This window comes from Neisseria sp. P0024.S006, from assembly GCF_051956595.1.
In the GTDB taxonomy this organism is placed as follows: domain Bacteria; phylum Pseudomonadota; class Gammaproteobacteria; order Burkholderiales; family Neisseriaceae; genus Neisseria.
This window is the reverse complement of the sequence record NZ_JBQCXH010000004.1, coordinates 255,788-272,188: the sequence shown is the minus strand read 5'-3', so window position 1 is coordinate 272,188 and position 16,401 is coordinate 255,788. Positions and strand designations below refer to the sequence as shown.

Annotated in this window: 15 protein-coding genes and 1 tRNA gene; 4 read left to right on the top strand and 12 right to left on the bottom strand. The window is 46.7% G+C overall.

Annotation, left to right across the window (positions count from 1 at the left end; genetic code table 11):
• Positions 1–50: 50 nt before the first annotated feature.
• Positions 51–629 carry an azurin gene (azu, locus tag ACTHUF_RS09100; RefSeq protein ID WP_036493110.1) on the bottom strand — a complete coding sequence of 193 codons (579 nt, stop codon included), beginning with the start codon at positions 627–629 and terminating at the stop codon, positions 51–53.
• Between the two features lie 291 nt (positions 630–920).
• A complete protein-coding gene (locus ACTHUF_RS09095; RefSeq protein ID WP_315093003.1) occupies positions 921–1,343 on the bottom strand; it encodes a DciA family protein in 423 nt (140 codons plus the stop codon).
• Positions 1,344–1,497: 154 nt separating this feature from the next.
• On the opposite strand from ACTHUF_RS09095, the gene secA reads away from it, so the two are divergent.
• The 3 genes from secA (at position 1,498) to ACTHUF_RS09080 (ending at position 6,042) form a co-directional block, all read left to right on the top strand.
• Complete coding sequence (gene secA / locus ACTHUF_RS09090) at positions 1,498–4,251, top strand: preprotein translocase subunit SecA (protein ID WP_440407508.1); 2,754 nt, start codon at positions 1,498–1,500, stop codon at positions 4,249–4,251.
• Positions 4,252–4,383: 132 nt separating this feature from the next.
• Positions 4,384–5,484, top strand: coding sequence for a chorismate synthase (gene aroC, locus ACTHUF_RS09085; RefSeq protein WP_440407507.1), 1,101 nt, complete (start codon positions 4,384–4,386; stop codon positions 5,482–5,484).
• A gap of 117 nt (positions 5,485–5,601) precedes the next feature.
• The gene (locus tag ACTHUF_RS09080; RefSeq protein WP_315092998.1) at positions 5,602–6,042 is read left to right on the top strand and encodes a ProQ/FINO family protein; all 441 of its coding nucleotides are present in this window, start codon (positions 5,602–5,604) and stop codon (positions 6,040–6,042) included.
• A gap of 347 nt (positions 6,043–6,389) precedes the next feature.
• On the opposite strand, the gene ACTHUF_RS09075 is transcribed toward ACTHUF_RS09080, so the two are convergent.
• A complete protein-coding gene (locus tag ACTHUF_RS09075) occupies positions 6,390–7,964 on the bottom strand; it encodes an inorganic phosphate transporter (RefSeq protein ID WP_003748724.1) in 1,575 nt (524 codons plus the stop codon).
• Between the two features lie 153 nt (positions 7,965–8,117).
• On the opposite strand from ACTHUF_RS09075, the gene ACTHUF_RS09070 reads away from it, so the two are divergent.
• The gene (locus ACTHUF_RS09070; protein WP_440407506.1) at positions 8,118–9,221 is read left to right on the top strand and encodes an anhydro-N-acetylmuramic acid kinase; all 1,104 of its coding nucleotides are present in this window, start codon (positions 8,118–8,120) and stop codon (positions 9,219–9,221) included.
• A 62-nt stretch (positions 9,222–9,283) separates the two neighbouring features.
• Here ACTHUF_RS09070 and ACTHUF_RS09065 read toward each other — a convergent pair whose 3' ends face one another.
• From ACTHUF_RS09065 to ACTHUF_RS09025, 9 genes are all read right to left on the bottom strand, one after another.
• The gene (locus tag ACTHUF_RS09065; protein ID WP_049323927.1) at positions 9,284–10,843 is read right to left on the bottom strand and encodes a TerC family protein; all 1,560 of its coding nucleotides are present in this window, start codon (positions 10,841–10,843) and stop codon (positions 9,284–9,286) included.
• 454 nt (positions 10,844–11,297) lie between these two features.
• Positions 11,298–11,693, bottom strand: a complete 396-nt coding sequence (locus tag ACTHUF_RS09060) for a hypothetical protein (RefSeq protein WP_036493096.1) — start codon at positions 11,691–11,693, stop codon at positions 11,298–11,300.
• A 17-nt stretch (positions 11,694–11,710) separates the two neighbouring features.
• Positions 11,711–11,854 (bottom strand): hypothetical protein, encoded by a 144-nt coding sequence (locus tag ACTHUF_RS09055; protein WP_168166705.1) that lies wholly within the window; start codon positions 11,852–11,854, stop codon positions 11,711–11,713.
• 84 nt (positions 11,855–11,938) lie between these two features.
• A tRNA-Asn gene (locus tag ACTHUF_RS09050) sits at positions 11,939–12,014 on the bottom strand.
• Positions 12,015–12,115: 101 nt separating this feature from the next.
• Positions 12,116–12,475: a roadblock/LC7 domain-containing protein gene (locus ACTHUF_RS09045; protein WP_440407505.1), complete on the bottom strand. Its 360-nt coding sequence runs from the start codon at positions 12,473–12,475 to the stop codon at positions 12,116–12,118.
• 39 nt (positions 12,476–12,514) lie between these two features.
• Positions 12,515–13,156 (bottom strand): hypothetical protein, encoded by a 642-nt coding sequence (locus ACTHUF_RS09040; protein ID WP_003748732.1) that lies wholly within the window; start codon positions 13,154–13,156, stop codon positions 12,515–12,517.
• Position 13,157: 1 nt separating this feature from the next.
• A complete protein-coding gene (locus ACTHUF_RS09035) occupies positions 13,158–13,694 on the bottom strand; it encodes a GTP-binding protein (RefSeq protein ID WP_003748733.1) in 537 nt (178 codons plus the stop codon).
• 10 nt (positions 13,695–13,704) lie between these two features.
• The gene (locus ACTHUF_RS09030) at positions 13,705–14,808 is read right to left on the bottom strand and encodes a response regulator (RefSeq protein WP_440407504.1); all 1,104 of its coding nucleotides are present in this window, start codon (positions 14,806–14,808) and stop codon (positions 13,705–13,707) included.
• A gap of 23 nt (positions 14,809–14,831) precedes the next feature.
• Positions 14,832–16,319, bottom strand: coding sequence for a 23S rRNA methyltransferase (locus ACTHUF_RS09025; RefSeq protein WP_070822019.1), 1,488 nt, complete (start codon positions 16,317–16,319; stop codon positions 14,832–14,834).
• Between the last annotated feature and the right edge of the window lie 82 nt (positions 16,320–16,401).

The following is a 16,401-nucleotide window of genomic DNA, read 5'->3' as shown; positions in this document are numbered from 1 at the left end:
ACAAAACAGCCTGCGCAAGGCAGGCTGTCTGTTTTTAAGCTTAAAGCGGATTAGTCAACCAAAGTAACTTTACCGTTCATCAAAGCACCGTGACCTGGGAAGGTACAAGCGAATTTGTATTCGCCGCCGGCCAATTTAGCAGGATCCAGAGTCAGGGAAGATTCTTCGCCGCCGCCAACCAGTTTAGTGTGGGCAACAACGCGTGCGTCGTCAGGTTTAACGTAGTCAGTTGCAGCAGCACCGGCACCGTCTTTGAAAATACCGTCCATGTCTTCGGCTTTACCGATGACGATGTTGTGACCCATGCTTTCTTTAGGTTGGGTACCGGTGTGTTTCAAAGTGATGGTGAATTCTTTACAAGCTTTGCTTACTTGGATTTCTTTAGTGTTGAACTGCATAGCGTCGTTGGCTTCAACAGTAGTTGCGCAGTTGCCGGCAGCAGGAGCGGCGGCAGCATCGGCTGGAGCAGCTTCAGAGGCAGGAGCGGCATCGGCAGGTGCAGTAGTTTCTGCAGGAGCAGCTTCAGAAGCAGCGGAAGCAGCAGGTGCTTCAGCAGGTTTTGCAGCTTCTTGAGAGCATGCAGCCAAGCCGATAACGGCAGCGGAAATCAGAGCCAGATAAGCTTTCATTGATGTATCTCCTAATGATGAGAGTCTTGTTAAGTTCTATTAATAGAACCCGCGCGAATATATTAACAAAGGCAAATACCAGACTTAAACTTATTCACGCAGAGCGATAAGAAATTCAGGCGTTATTTTGCTACAAACTTCGCACGAAATCAAAGTTTCAGGCCAAGTTTACATCAGTTTACCTAAAAGAAAACAGTTACTGTTTAGGTCGTATTTCTTTAGTATTAGATGCTATCGGTCAAATGAAATAAGTTTTAACATTTATTAACTATAATCTCATTCGGCATGATTTTATCGGCTGTGCTTGCGTACCAATTCTGCCAATGCCGCTGCCAATTCGGGATGCCTGTCTTCCAATTTGGCCGCAGCCGCATCGAAGCTATCTAAAGCGGCCTCGCTCAATCGCAAGCTATTGGTTTTCGGCTGAGGAGGAGGTTTGGGGACCACCCTGACCGCTACTTCCCGTATTCCGTCATGCAATGCTTGCAACTTGGGCAACATGGCGGGCAGGATCATTTTCAAACGCGAAGCAGCCATATTGTTGGCGGCCAGCAAAACCAGCCTTCCGTCTTCAATACAGGCCGTCTGAAAATGCGGATGCAGGTTGACCGGCAAAACCGTTTTGATTTTTGCATCCAATTTCCGCCATTGTTGCGATTGTTGCAACAAGCCCGCCAATAAGCGGTCGCGCTTGCCCAATTGTGCTAAATCCATATATTTCAGACGGCCTTTCAGTAAATTAACCAAACAATTACAATTGAAATACAGCAAAACCGCCTTTATTTCAAACAGCATTACCGCGTTATACAAGCGCTTGTGTTAAAATCCCAATTTCGCCCACTATTATATCAAGGCGCAGGAATTATTCATGCTGACAAACATTGCTAAGAAAATCTTCGGCAGCCGCAACGACCGCCTGCTGAAACAATATCGTAAATCCGTTGCTAAAATCAATGCACTCGAAGAACAGATGAAAGCGTTGAGCGACGCGGATTTACAGGCCAAAACCGCCGAATTCAAACAACGCCTCGCTGACGGACAAACGCTAGATGATATTTTGGTTGAAGCCTTTGCCGTCTGCCGCGAGGCATCCCGCCGTGTATTGGGCATGCGCCACTTCGATGTACAGTTGATCGGCGGCATGGTCCTGCACCATGGCAAAATCGCCGAAATGCGTACCGGTGAAGGTAAGACATTGGTGGCCACCCTTGCCGTTTACCTGAATGCATTGTCAGGAAAAGGTGTACACGTCGTTACCGTCAATGACTACCTCGCCTCCCGTGACGCAGGCATTATGGAGCCGTTGTACAATTTCTTAGGCTTGAGCGTCGGCGTGATCGTAGCCGATTTGCAACCTTTCGAACGCCAAACCGCTTACGGTGCCGACATTACTTACGGCACCAACAACGAATTCGGTTTCGACTACCTGCGCGACAATATGGTGACCGACCAATACGACAAAGTTCAGCGCGAATTGAACTTTGCCGTTGTCGACGAAGTGGACTCCATTTTGATCGACGAAGCGCGTACGCCGCTGATTATTTCCGGCCAGGCAGATGACAACATCCAGCTCTACCGCGTGATGGATGCCGTTCCAGCCCACCTTATCCGCCAAGAAACCGAAGAAGGCGAAGGCGATTACTGGGTAGATGAAAAAGCACACCAAGTTATTCTGAGCGAAGCCGGTCACGAACACGCCGAACAAATCCTGACCCAAATGGGCTTATTGCAGGAAAACGACTCGCTCTACTCTGCCGCCAATATTTCCCTGATGCACCACCTCATGGCGGCATTGCGTGCGCACACCCTGTTCCACAAAGACCAACACTACGTCATTCAAGACGGCGAAATCGTGATTGTGGACGAATTTACAGGCCGTCTGATGGCCGGCCGCCGTTGGTCCGAAGGCTTGCACCAAGCCGTTGAAGCCAAGGAAGGCGTAGAAATCAAACGCGAAAACCAAACGCTTGCCTCCATTACCTTCCAAAACTACTTCCGCCTGTACAGCAAACTGTCCGGCATGACCGGTACGGCCGACACCGAAGCCTTCGAGTTCCAAAGCATTTACAACCTCGAAACCGTCATCATCCCGACCAACCGTCCGGTACAACGTAAAGACTTCAACGACCAAATCTTCCGCTCAGCCGAAGAAAAATTTGAAGCCGTTGTCAAAGACATTGCCGAATGCCACAAAAACGGCCAACCGGTTTTGGTCGGTACCACCAGCATCGAAAACTCCGAACTGGTTTCTGACTTGTTACACAAAGCCGGTCTGCCGCATAACGTTCTGAACGCCAAAGAACACGAGCGCGAGGCATTGATTGTGGCCCAAGCCGGTAAAGTCGGCGCAATTACCGTTGCCACCAACATGGCCGGCCGCGGTACCGATATTGTCTTGGGCGGCAACCTCAAACATCAAATCGAAGCTATCCACGCCGATGAAACCCTGAGCGAACAGCAAAAACAAGCGCAAATTTCCGCCCTTGAAAGCGGCTGGCAAACCGAACACGACCAAGTTGTGGCCGCAGGCGGTTTGCACATTATCGGTACGGAACGCCACGAAAGCCGCCGTATCGACAACCAATTGCGCGGTCGTGCAGGCCGTCAGGGCGATCCCGGCTCCAGCCGTTTTTACCTGTCGTTTGAAGACCCATTGCTGCGCCTCTTTGCTCTCGACCGTGCCGCCGCCATCCTCAACCGCCTGGCACCCGAGCGCGGCGTTGCCATCGAACACGGCCTGCTGACCCGTCAAATCGAAGGCGCGCAACGTAAAGTCGAAGGCCGCAACTTCGATATGCGTAAACAGGTTTTGGAATACGATGACGTTGCCAACGACCAACGTAAAGTGATTTACCATCAACGCAACGAAATCCTGACGACTAAAGACGTCAGCGATTTGACCCGCGAAATCCGCGCCGACGTTATCAGCGACTTGGTTGATTACCACATTCCGCCTGACAGCATGGAAGAGCAATGGGACATTCCGGCACTTGAGCACCAACTTGCCGCCGATTTCCGCCTGCATGTCGATATTAAAGGCTGGCTGAAAGAAGACAGCACTTTGGACAACCAAGACATTAAAGAGCGCCTCATCAAACGCATCGAAGACGAATATGCCGAGAAAGTCGAATTGGTCGGCAAACAAGCCATGTCGGATTTCGAACGCAACGTTATGCTGCAAGTTATCGACAACCAATGGCGCGAACACCTCGCCGCCATGGACTACCTGCGCCAAGGCATCCATCTGCGCAGCTATGCTCAGAAAAATCCGAAACAAGAATACAAACGTGAAGCTTTCATCATGTTTGAAAACCTGTGGCGCAGCATCAAACAAAACATTGCCGCTTTGCTGACTGCCGTTCAAATCGAGCGCAACAGCGAATACGACCACACCACCGCACAAAGCGTCAGCGATGTTCAAACCGTCCACTCCGACGCGCCCGATATGGAAGAATTGCTCGGCCAATCGCAAACCGATTTGGTAACCGAAGCGTTCGATCCTGACGGTACCGACTTCAGCCCTGAAGCGCTTGCACAAAACGGCCTGATTGTTCACCGTAACGATCCTTGCCCTTGCGGCAGCGGCCTGAAATACAAACAGTGCCACGGTAAATTGAACTAAGCAGTCATTTCAAAAGGCCGTCTGAACGGTGAAACGAGAATCTTTGATTCCGTTCTCACATCTGTTCAGACGGCCTGAGAATTATCCAAATAAACAAAAAATTTCCAAACCCAATTTCAAAAGAGTATCCCTATGGCAGGCAATACTTTCGGACAAATCTTTACCGTTACCACTTTCGGCGAAAGCCACGGCGCAGGCTTGGGCTGCATCATCGACGGCTGCCCGCCCGGATTAGAATTGAGCGAAGCGGATATCCAATTTGACCTTGACCGCCGCAAACCCGGCACCAGCCGCCACGTTACACAACGCCGCGAAGCCGACCAAGTCGAAATCCTCTCCGGCGTATTCGAAGGCAAAACCACCGGCACCCCCATTGCCCTCCTGATCCGCAATACCGACCAACGCAGCAAAGACTATGGCAATATCGCCACCAGCTTCCGTCCCGGACACGCCGATTACACCTACTGGCACAAATACGGCACACGCGACTACCGCGGCGGCGGTAGAAGTTCCGCCCGCGAAACCGCCGCACGTGTTGCCGCGGGAGCAGTTGCTAAAAAATGGCTGAAAGAAAAATTCGGCACGGAAATTACCGCCTACGTTACCCAAGTAGGCGAAAAAAAAATCCAGTTTGAAGGTTACGAATATATTTCCCAAAATCCTTTTTTTGCCGCCAACCAAAGCCAAATTAAGGACTTGGAAAACTATATGGACAGCGTGCGCAAAGCATTGGACTCTGTCGGCGCAAAACTGCATATCGAAGCGGCTAACGTCCCCGTCGGCTTGGGCGAACCGGTTTTTGACCGTCTCGATGCAGAAATTGCCTATGCCATGATGGGCATCAATGCCGTCAAAGGCGTAGAAATCGGCGCAGGTTTTGATAGCGTAACGCAACGCGGCAGCGAACACGGCGACGAACTCACGCCACAAGGCTTTCTATCCAACCACTCAGGCGGCATCTTGGGCGGCATCAGCACCGGACAAGACATTCATGTAAATATTGCCATCAAACCGACCAGCTCCATCGCCACACCGCGCCGCAGCATCGATATAGAAGGCAATCCTGTCGAGCTTGCCACACACGGCCGCCACGACCCCTGCGTCGGATTACGCGCCGCTCCGATTGCAGAAGCCATGCTGGCATTGGTATTGATTGACCACGCCTTACGCCATCGTGCGCAAAATGCCGATGTTCAGGTTAATACACCAGACATTGCCAAATTGGAAAAGTAACCGTTTATTTCTGAATATTCTCAGAAAAATTTAGCCAAATCACAGTCTTTATACTACAATAGCACCTTATTGCCGTATGACGAAAATACGGATTTAGATTAGAGGAATACAACCGCAATGGCACAAGAAACCGCTTTGGGCGCTGCGCTGAAATCTGCCGTCCAAACCATGAGCAAGAAAAAACAGACAGACATGATTGCCGACCACATTTACGGCAAATATGATGTGTTCAAACGATTCAAACCGTTGGCTGTCGGCATCGACCAAGATTTGGTTGCTGCCCTGCCCCAATACGACCCTGCACTGATTGCACGCGTACTGGCCAACCACTGCCGCCGCCCACGCTATCTGAAAGCCTTGGCCCGCGGCGGCAAACGTTTCGACCTGAACAACCGCTTCAAAGGCGAAGTCAGCGCAGAAGAGCAAACCATCGCTCAACAGCACCCTGCCGTTCAGCAGACATTGGCTGCACAAGCCGAACGCCAAGCCGCTAAAGCTGCCGCCGAAGCAGAAGCGTCTCCTACTCAAGTTGAGGAGACCAACAAAGCTGCTGAATAATGTTCAGACGGCCTGTCATAGCTTGTTCTAAATAAAGACCCCGATTCAATGACTTTCTGACTTTCTTAAATGTCGTTGAATTGGGTTTTTTTATTGCCTTAACCTTATAGTGGACTGATTAAAAATAGCTTTGTTTGCCCTCACCAAGCCAAGTTTTGAAACCAAAAATCTTTTCTAAAATATTCCCAATAAGGTATTTCTCTATCACCTTGATTATTCTTGTATCAGTTCAAACATTGAAAAGCATGATTTATGCATCGTTAAAACAAACTAAAATCTATCCCTTACAAAAATAAGCAAAGGCCGTCTGAAATCTCTTTCAGACGGCCTTTTTCAATCAAGTAATCTTAAAACACGGCCTGCAAAACCAAATAGCTGACAACAGACAAAACGGCAGCAGCAGGCAAGGTAATGACCCAAGCAAGGCCGATCGGTTTCATCAATTTCCAGTTGGCATTGCGGTTAACCAAGCCGATACCCAAAACGGCACCCACCAAGATATGGGTACTGGAAACAGGCAAGCCCATAAATGATGCGGCCATCACGACGGCGGCGGCAGAAAGCTCGGCTGAGAAGCCTGACGCAGGGTGCATTTCCGCCAAGCTGGTCCCTACGGTTTTAATCACTTCTTTACCGACAAACCACAAACCGACGATCAAAGCGATACCAAAAGTTAACATGGCAATCGGTGGCACGGCGTTTTGAGCAGTAATGCTGTTGGTACGCAGCACGTCCATAATCGCGGCAAACGGACCAATCGCATTGGCAATATCGTTCGCACCATGGCTGAATGCGAAACCGCAAGCGGTAAATACCTGCATCCATGAGAACATTTGGAAAGTTGATTTATCCAAATCTTTGCGTTTCAAACTTTTGGCAAATACAAACGTACCCATCCAAATAGCCGCGCCGATCATGAAAATGGTCAGGAAGCTGTTGACGTTGCTCATACCCAAATGCAGATTTTTTAGACCTTTGAAAATCAGCATGGCCGCAATCATCATACCGCCGACAGAAGCAATAAACGGCACCCAAGAATGCAGGGCTTTGTAAGAATCTACTTCACCCTTACGGCTGTCAAAGCGGTATAGGCCGCGATAATACTCAGACTGCAACTCTTCGGGATCAAAGTCCGGCTCATCATAAATTTGGGCATCGTGCGCCATTTTAGTGGCGTATTCGACTTTTTCAGATTCACTCAAGGCCTCAAAAAACTGGCGGTGCTCTTCTTTATAGGCTTTCTTCTCCAGTTTGATGCCTTTCAGCGTATTGCCGGCCCAAGAGTTGTAATCCAAAACATTTTTCTTGATTCGTGAAAACAACAGATAGGAAACGATGCCGCCCAAAACCGGGGACAAAATCCAAGACAAGGCAATCTCACCCAATTTATCCCACTGAATCAATGCAACGGAATCTACGCCGTTTAACGTCGCCATACACAATGCACTACCGACAATACCGCCGATAATCGCATGCGTCGTCGAGACAGGAAGGCCTTTATGCGATGCAAAAAGCAGCCACAATGCCGCAGCCAAAAGCGCAGACATCATAATAAAGACAAACTGCATCGGATCCAAATGCATCGCATTCAAATCGACAATACCCTTGCGGATGGTATCTGTTACCTCGCCACCGGCAATCACTGCGCCGCTGACTTCAAATACTGCCGCAATCAGCAAGGCTTGCGGAATGGTCAATGTGCCGGAGCCGACACTTGTACCGAAAGAGTTGGCAATATCGTTACCGCCCACATTAAACGCCATGAAGACGCCGAAAAAGGTGGCAAGGATAAACAGGCCGGAATGGTTGTAATGGGTATAACCCAGGCCCCAATAAATAAAATAGCCGACCATGCTCACAAGCATAGCGGCGAAAGCCGTATTAATCAGCTTCAAGTTCGCACTCGACTGAGTTTGAGCCATGGAAAGTTTCCTTTTGGAAAACATGTTGAGTCGCGCTATTTTAACCTCTTTGTAATCTTTCTTGCACCAACTATTTACATTAAACGCCGAAATTCCCGTAAAAACGTCAAAAGGCGTTAAAATGTCGTTTTACCTTCCCTTTCTGTAACCGAAATGCAACCTCAATACTATATCGGCATCATGTCCGGAACCAGCATGGACGGTGCCGATGCCGTACTGATTCAAATGCAGGGCAAGCAATGGCAACGCGCCGTCGCCCACAGTTTTCTCCCCTATTCAGACGGCCTGCGCCAAGAATTGTTGGCACTGCAAGACATAGGCGAAAATGAATTGCACAAAAGCAATATCCTGGCGCAAACACTCAGCCGCCTATACGCCCAAACCGTACAGCAACTGTTGACAGAGCAAAACCTGTCTGCCAAAGACATTGCCGCGATCGGCTGCCACGGACAAACCATCCGCCATGCACCTGAACACGGTTACAGCATTCAACTGGTCAACCTCTCCCTGTTAGCTGAACTGACCGGCATTTTCACTGTCGGCGACTTTCGCAGCCGCGACCTTGCCTGCAACGGTCAAGGTGCACCCCTCGTCCCCGCTTTTCACGAAGCGTTGTTTCAAGATGCGAATGAAACCCGCGCCGTACTCAACATTGGCGGCATTTCCAATATCAGCATCCTCCCGCCCGACAGCCCTTCTTTCGGTTTCGATACCGGCCCCGGCAATATGTTGATGGATGCATGGATGCAACATATTTGGCAGCAGCCTTACGACAAAAACGGGGAAAAAGCCGCACAAGGCGAAATCCTCCCTGACCTGCTCGCTTCCCTGCTCGACCATCCTTATTTCAGCCGCCCTTATCCGAAAAGTACAGGACGAGAGTTGTTTTCTCTAAGCTGGCTTCAATGCCGTCTGAAAGGTAATGAAAAGCCGGAAGACGTCATGCGCACATTGGTCTTTTATACTGCACAAACCATTTTTGATGCGACCAAACAAGCTGCCCCGGCGATTCATCATCTTTATATCTGCGGCGGCGGCATCCGCAATCCGGTGTTAATGCATGACTTGGAAACCCTGTTTTCTCCCGACACCCAATTGCACAGCACAGCCAAGCTCCATCTTGACCCGCAATGGGTCGAAGCCGCTGCTTTTGCCTGGCTTGCAGCCTGTTGGTGCAATCAAATTCCAAGCAATCCCCACCATGCAACCGGCGCACATTCACACCGAATTTTAGGCTCCGGACATTACGGCAACTAAAGTCGGATAAATAAAAAGGCCGTCTGAACATTTTCAGACGGCCTTTACTAATTAGCCTTCACTTATTCTTCTTCCGGCAAACGGTTGATTTTCACACGTGCAATCCGTTGTCCGTCCTTCTCAACCACTTCAAAACGCCAGCCGTGATAATCGATGAAATCGCCTACATCAGGAATACTTTGCAATTCTTCCATAATTAAGCCCGCAACGGTATGAAAGTCAGCGTCTTCCTCTTGGGCAGGCAAATTTAATTGAGAAGCCAATTCCACATACTCCAATGCACCATCCACAGACAGCGTTTCATCCTGACTGGCTGGAGCAGCTTCTTCTTCCTCACGCTCGAATTCCTCGGGGAATTCCCCGGCAATGGTTTCCAACAAATCTTTCATGGTTACCATGCCCAATACCGCACCAAACTCATCCACCACCAAGGCATAATCCGCGCTGCTTTGACGGAACAATTCAATCGCATTCAATGCCGTCGTACTGTCCGGCAAAATCAACGGCTGGCGCAAGGCCGTCTGAATATTGATTTCCCCAGATTCAAGCAGCTGGTTCAGCAAATCTTTTTTACTGATATAGCCCAAAGGCTCATCTACACCTGCCTTACCGACAACCAACAAACGGCTATACGGCGTATTTTTCAGCTGCGCATTTTGTTCTTCCCGACTTTGGGAAATATCCAACTTCTCGATCTCCCGACGCGGAATCATCACACCCATAATCGGACGCTCCGCCAAAGTCAGCACGCTGCGAATCATGGATTTTTCGTTTTCTTCAAAATGCTCGTCATCACCGCCGTTATCGCCTGCTTTTGCCAAAATGCTTTCGCGGATACCCATCATGCCCAACACATTTTCAGCGGTACGCTTACGCCAAGAGGTACTGATGTAGTCATTTTTGCGGGCATTCTTTTGCGAAACCTGATTAAACAGTTCGATCAAAATCGAGAAGCCGATCGCCGCATACAAATAGCCTTTCGGAATATGGAAATGGAAGGCTTCCGCAATCAGGCTGAAACCAATCATCAACAAGAAACCCAAACACAACATCACAACAGTCGGATGCTTGTCCACAAAGGCAGTCAACAGTTTGCTGGCAGAAATCATCACCGTCATCGCCACAACCACTGCCCCCATTGCCACCACAATATGATCCACCATCGCCACTGCTGTAATGACAGAATCGATAGAGAAAACCGCATCCAAAATCAAGATTTGCGCCACAACGCCCCAAAAAGAAGAATGCTTCTTCTGCCCTTCAGCAACCGCAAATTGATTGTGGCCTTCAAGGCGTTCGTGCAGCTCGGTAGTCGCTTTATAAAGCAGGAAAATACCGCCGGCAAACATAATCATGTCTTTGCCGGAAATCTCCAAGCCACCCAGCTCAAACAAAGGTCGTGTCAGCGTCATGATGTGCGCCATGAAGCCCAGCATGAAAATCCGAATAACGACAGCCAAACCCAAGCCTGTTATCCGCGCCCTATCCCGTTGCGACGGTTTGACCTTGTTTGCCAAAATTGCTACGAAAACAAGGTTATCTATACCTAAAACAACTTCCAAAACCAGAAGCGTGGCAAAGCCTATCCAAGTATGCGGCTCGGCCAACCAACTGAAATCCATAATGATTGCGTTCCTTTAAAATACAAAAAGGCAGCCGTTCCGCTTAAAACGGACAGACTGCCAAATTTCGGGCATAAATAAAGGGAAAGAAGCGGTATAACAACTACTCTGCTCTGTGTCTTTCATGAAAAATTTATGCCCCGGTCAAAAATAATGGCAAACAGTTTATCAGTTTGACGAAAGAAAGGCAAAGTCCGACAGCATATTTTCTTTTAAAAACAGCCTACAGCTGCCAACAAATCACTTTCTCCAGCGTTAACAAAAGGAATCGGTCGATATATTTGGTGATCATGGTTTGTTCGGTTTGCCAAAAGAAGATTCTTATAAGAGACCCCCTAAATGCCTGGGTAAAAACTTAGGTTTTTTTACTAAGGTCTCAAGCCGTCTGAAAAATTGGGATTTTTTCAGACGACACGGTTTATATAGACAATAATTTTCTTAGAAAATATAACGATTATATTCTTTCAGAAATTACGGATATACTTAATCTCCATACAGTTAAAGTAATTAATCTGCCATCTAAATAAGAATATTCTAATTGAAGAGCATCATCTTCAAAGCAAATATTTCCAGCTGTAAATGTATTGCCATCTAGCCTACCTGTTATCTTATATTGTGTACTATCACCTATTCTTTCAAAAGGAATAATAACAGATTCATCTGTATCAACCTCTTCCAATATAAACTCATCAATAATGAAATAGTCAAGTTCCACATTGTAAACTTTATTCACTTCAATAGCCATTGGACAACAATTAAGGAAACAATATAGATCGTTATTTTCTATAGAAAAATATGCAAATTCCTCAATTGTTTCATCCATTTTTTTTAGCTTTGCTGAGTAAATCATTTTTAACCTTTCATAAATTATTTTACTTCATAAATTGTTTTATCTTTTGGATTGCTACGATTTATAGCTTTCCAAAACTCTTTTCCACTTTTCACATGGATGGTTGTGATGTAACCTTGATGATTTGTTCCTATAAAGGCTGATGAATTAAGTGTAATCATTTAATCAATTACCATCAAAATATCTTAAAATATTAACCAATAGATAAAATAAAAACCACCATGTAACATGGTGGTTTTCAAATCTGGCTCCCCGACCTGGGCTCGAACCAGGGACCTGCGGATTAACAGTCCGTCGCTCTACCGACTGAGCTATCGGGGAATTAAAGACGAAATTATATAGAAAATGTCAGAAACCTGTCAAGAAACAATCTATATAAAAACAAAAATATTTTTATATCTTTTTAATTTATAAAGAAATTTTTATAATATTCCAGCAATTTGTTTGGCCGCACGTTTCGCATCCAACAAAATCAAGCCCAATTTACCGCTTTCTTTTGCCATCAATGCCAACACTGCATTTTCACCTGCCTGACTCAGCAAAATATAGCCATTTTTACCTTTAACCATTACCTGATCCAACTCACCGCAAGCCAACTCGTGTACGGAACGATTACCCAACGCCAAAAGCGTTGCCGACATCGCACCTACACGGTCTGCATTCAAATGCGAAGGCAGCATGGTTGCGATCGGCAGGCCGTCTGTAGAAATAACTGCAGAAGCAGTGATATCAGCAGAGGTATTGTTCAAATCGCTTAATACAGAGATTAATAGTTGTTGCATAGTCGCTCCATTCTAAAATAAATATTGGTCAGGCAAAAATCAACGGCTGCCGTATCGGTGGTACAGCACTTTAACCAAAGTAACAAAAGCCTCTTTATTTAAATCAGGCATTCCGCCAATTACCAAAATCAGTTTGGTCATGCCAATATACAGTGGAAAAAAGGTCAATTCACTTTGGCCTGAAGGATCGCAAATACCCCATGCACTATTATTGATATGCAGATTATTGCGAATCAACAGACGGTGATTGTCTTCCATTTTGGCCACTTCGCTCGCCAAAAGACCCAATTCTTCTGCTGCCTCGTGATGGAAATTGGCATTGGCAAAATACAAACCGTTTTCATCAGCCAACAAAGCTTTGCCAGAATTAGACAACTGTTCCAACAATGTCGGTAATTGTTCGTCAGTCAGATGGATATCCTCTGTGCTGATTTCCTCATCACCGTACAAAAACTCCAAGCGTTGGAGGCGATACAACAGGTTTAAAGCGGTATTGATATCGCTGGTGTCTGCCCACGCCAAAAGTTTTTCACTGCTGATGGTTTCAGACGGCTCTGCACGCAACAGACCATACAATAAAGTTCTGCTGGCGCTGGGCGTATCACTTGAAACGGCATAATACGCACCTGCCGGTGTAATCTTAGGATATAAATTTGATTGTAAAGAGAGTGTCGCTTCCATCTTATACCTCTAATCCGGGGTCAATTGAGAACAACATGGCAGTAACCAATTGTTTTACATCGTCTTCTCGACGTGCATCAATCTCAAAAACCGGTACATTAAAATTATTCTGTGCTAAATATTTTTGATATACATCTACGCTTGGCAAGGAGCGGATATCCATCTTCGTTACCCCTACAACCAAAGGCGCTTTTTTCAGCAACTCTCGGAACGCATCCAAGAAGAATTGCAAATCTTTCAATGGATTGCTTCTTGTATTATCTAAAAGAAGCACTAAGCCCATACTGCCTTGGCTCAGAATTTCCCACATAAAATTAAAACGCTCCTGACCAGGCGTACCATAAAGGTGAACCTTGGTTTCCTCATCCAAATGAATGACACCGTAGTCCATTGCCACAGTCGTGTACCCCTTGCGGACAAGTGTCATATCGGATGCGGATGCATCGGTTTGAACCGGCGGTTCATCAGATAAAGCTGAAATTGCAGTGGTTTTACCTACGCCAACAGGACCGGTAAAGATAATTTTATTTTCTTTCATGACGTGTCCTTTACGATTTACCCAGCAACTTACGCATCAGGCGTTGCAACAGGCCGCGAGGTTGTTCTTTAGACGGACCGGCAACTTTTTGAGCCTCTTTGCTCATTGCTGTTTCAGGTACGTCTTTGCTATTCACATCAATCTGTTCATTCAAGGAAGGCGTATTATTCGCATCTGTTGCAAACTCTGTATCTGTCGCCAAAAAGCCTGTTATATATGTTGCCGATAAATAATTCAAAATATCAGGCATCTCTAATGGCATGACTTTATAAAGAACATTCAGATTAACGGATGTTTTCGTCAGAAATGCCGACAGACGCATAGATTCCGGAACATGCGCCAAACGGGTTAAGTTTGGCCAACGCTTGAGCGTAAAGACAGTTTGCGGCGTCATCGGATAAATCAGACGGCCTGATGCAGTCCAAATGGCCATTTGCCACAAGCATGACATAATGGTAACTTTGGCTTTCTCTTTCCATTGCGGATTATCAGGAACAGCCTTACACACAACTGCCAAGTTATCGTTTTTACACAATTTCTCCAACTCATTGGCACTGACTGTCAGCAGCACACGTTGAATGCTGGGAAACACGATCAATATCGGCTTGCCTTCATGCAAGACGGCAATATCTTGGTGTCCTTGACTGGCAAATTTCAGTGCACCCAACAAGCCTTTATTTGGATTAAATCGGCGAATGGTGGCTTTTCTTTCGCCATCAGAATTTGATTGTCCTTTATTCTCTTCAGCCGCTTGTTGTTCAGACGGCTCAAAAACATTCCCGCCCTGAGCCAGGCTGCGCAAAACAGGAAACAAGGTATCGAATTTAACCGGCTTGGCCAAATAAGGAGTCGTTACGGTTGGCAATTCAGAAGAAAACATTGCCACAGGTACTTCCGGATAAGTTTTCTTCGACTCTTTCCAAGCTTCTACACCTGCCGGAGTATCGGTATCAACCAATACCAAATCCGGTTTTTCATCAGAATCAGGGGAAACGATGATGTAATTCGTCGTATTGTGCATTTTAAATGCCATACGGAATACCGCCTGCTGTTGCTCACCCATCTCCTGTAACATAACCCGTATGGTTTTAATTTTTGGTAAATGATTATTCATTACTCGTACTTTCTACGATTATCTTATTTTTTTGAATATTGGTTCATTCGTTGCAAGAGACGGCTCATTGCCAAGACAACCTCTTCAGGCAGGCTGACAACACGTTCGCGCAACAAGCGCAGGAATTGCTCCAAACGTCCCCAGTCTTCGACGCGTTCGTACAAATCAAACAAGATGATGTACAGCTGCGATTCTTGAGGATACTGTAAAACAGCTTGTTCCAGAGTGCTGATAGCCAAATCCAACTGACCGTAGGCCAACAGAGATTCCACTTCTTTCAGAGCTTCATCGGCAGGTGAAGAGCTTGCGCTGATGACAGAAGAATCTTTTTGAACCAAATCGCGATATTTGGCTTTCATCTGCAAAGAACTTGGCTGAATATAACCGCGCTTCAAACCAATCTCTTTAATTTGCTGTTCAGACGGCCCTTTTTCCAAATCATCAAAAATTTCGTGATAACCAAGGCTATAACCCCAACCAAGCATACGTTCTTTTACTTGACGACCATATTGGCCCAAAGAGTGGTAAAGCTTCCACAGGTGCTTGGCAAACTGCCCTACTTCTTCATTCTGATAATCCAGACGCAAGGCATCGATAATGAGACCAGCAGGTTTCGCAGAAGTTTGGATTGCTTTGTTGTATTGATGCAAAGCAGTCTCGTAGCTGATCTTGTCTTTCAGGATTTTTGCACTACGCTCCGGCTTGGCAAAACCAATCACCGCGCCCATCTCTTCAGGGCTGATTTCGCCAAAGTCTTTCTTGCCTAATACGATAGGCGCGCGTTTGCCCATACCTGGCACGACAATGCGTTCGGCCGAATCGTTCTCAAAGGCAATATGCTCGTCGGAAGCAACTTCCAAACCGCTTTGTTCGCCAATTTGACGATCCACTTCCTGCATATTCCAACCGAGATGATGCTCGGCAAAAACGCGCAAGCGCAGATTGGTTGAATCTAAAGCCAAACCGGCTTTCAAGTATTCGGCTACGCTGTCTTCAGAAAGGGAAGCACTATGGCGCTCAAGCGTATCTGCCAGCATATCGATATTGCCGACGCGCAGATTCAAACCGATTAATTCATGAACCAGTTTTTCCGGTGCACCGTCTTCCAAAGTATTGAGATAACCGGCCAAAGACTCTGCAGCCTTGCTCTCATAACCGAATTGTTTATAAACCTGGTATTCGGTCAATGGATCGACTTCTTGTGCAGAAACAGAAGCCGTAGCATTGCTTGAGCCGCTTCCGCCCCATTCCCAATCTTGATTATCCGCATTGGAAACTGTCTGGTTGACTTTCTCAATCCAGTCGTTTCCATCCTCAGAGGAGGCTGTATGAGCGGCAGATTTATGGCCGCCTTTTGATGCATGTGCGCTTTGTTTGCCTGAGTTGCCTCTTTGTTCGCTACTTTGCTTATGACGAACAAAAAACAACACCAGCAAAAAAAGCACCAGCAAAAAAATAGTTAAAAGTTGATAGTTCAAGAACACCTCCCGGTCTTGTGCTGCAAACTGCATTTATTAACATCTGTTGCTTTACGCGCAACTTCAACGTTATGAATTCCCCAAATGAATGATGATAACATGAATGCACTCATTT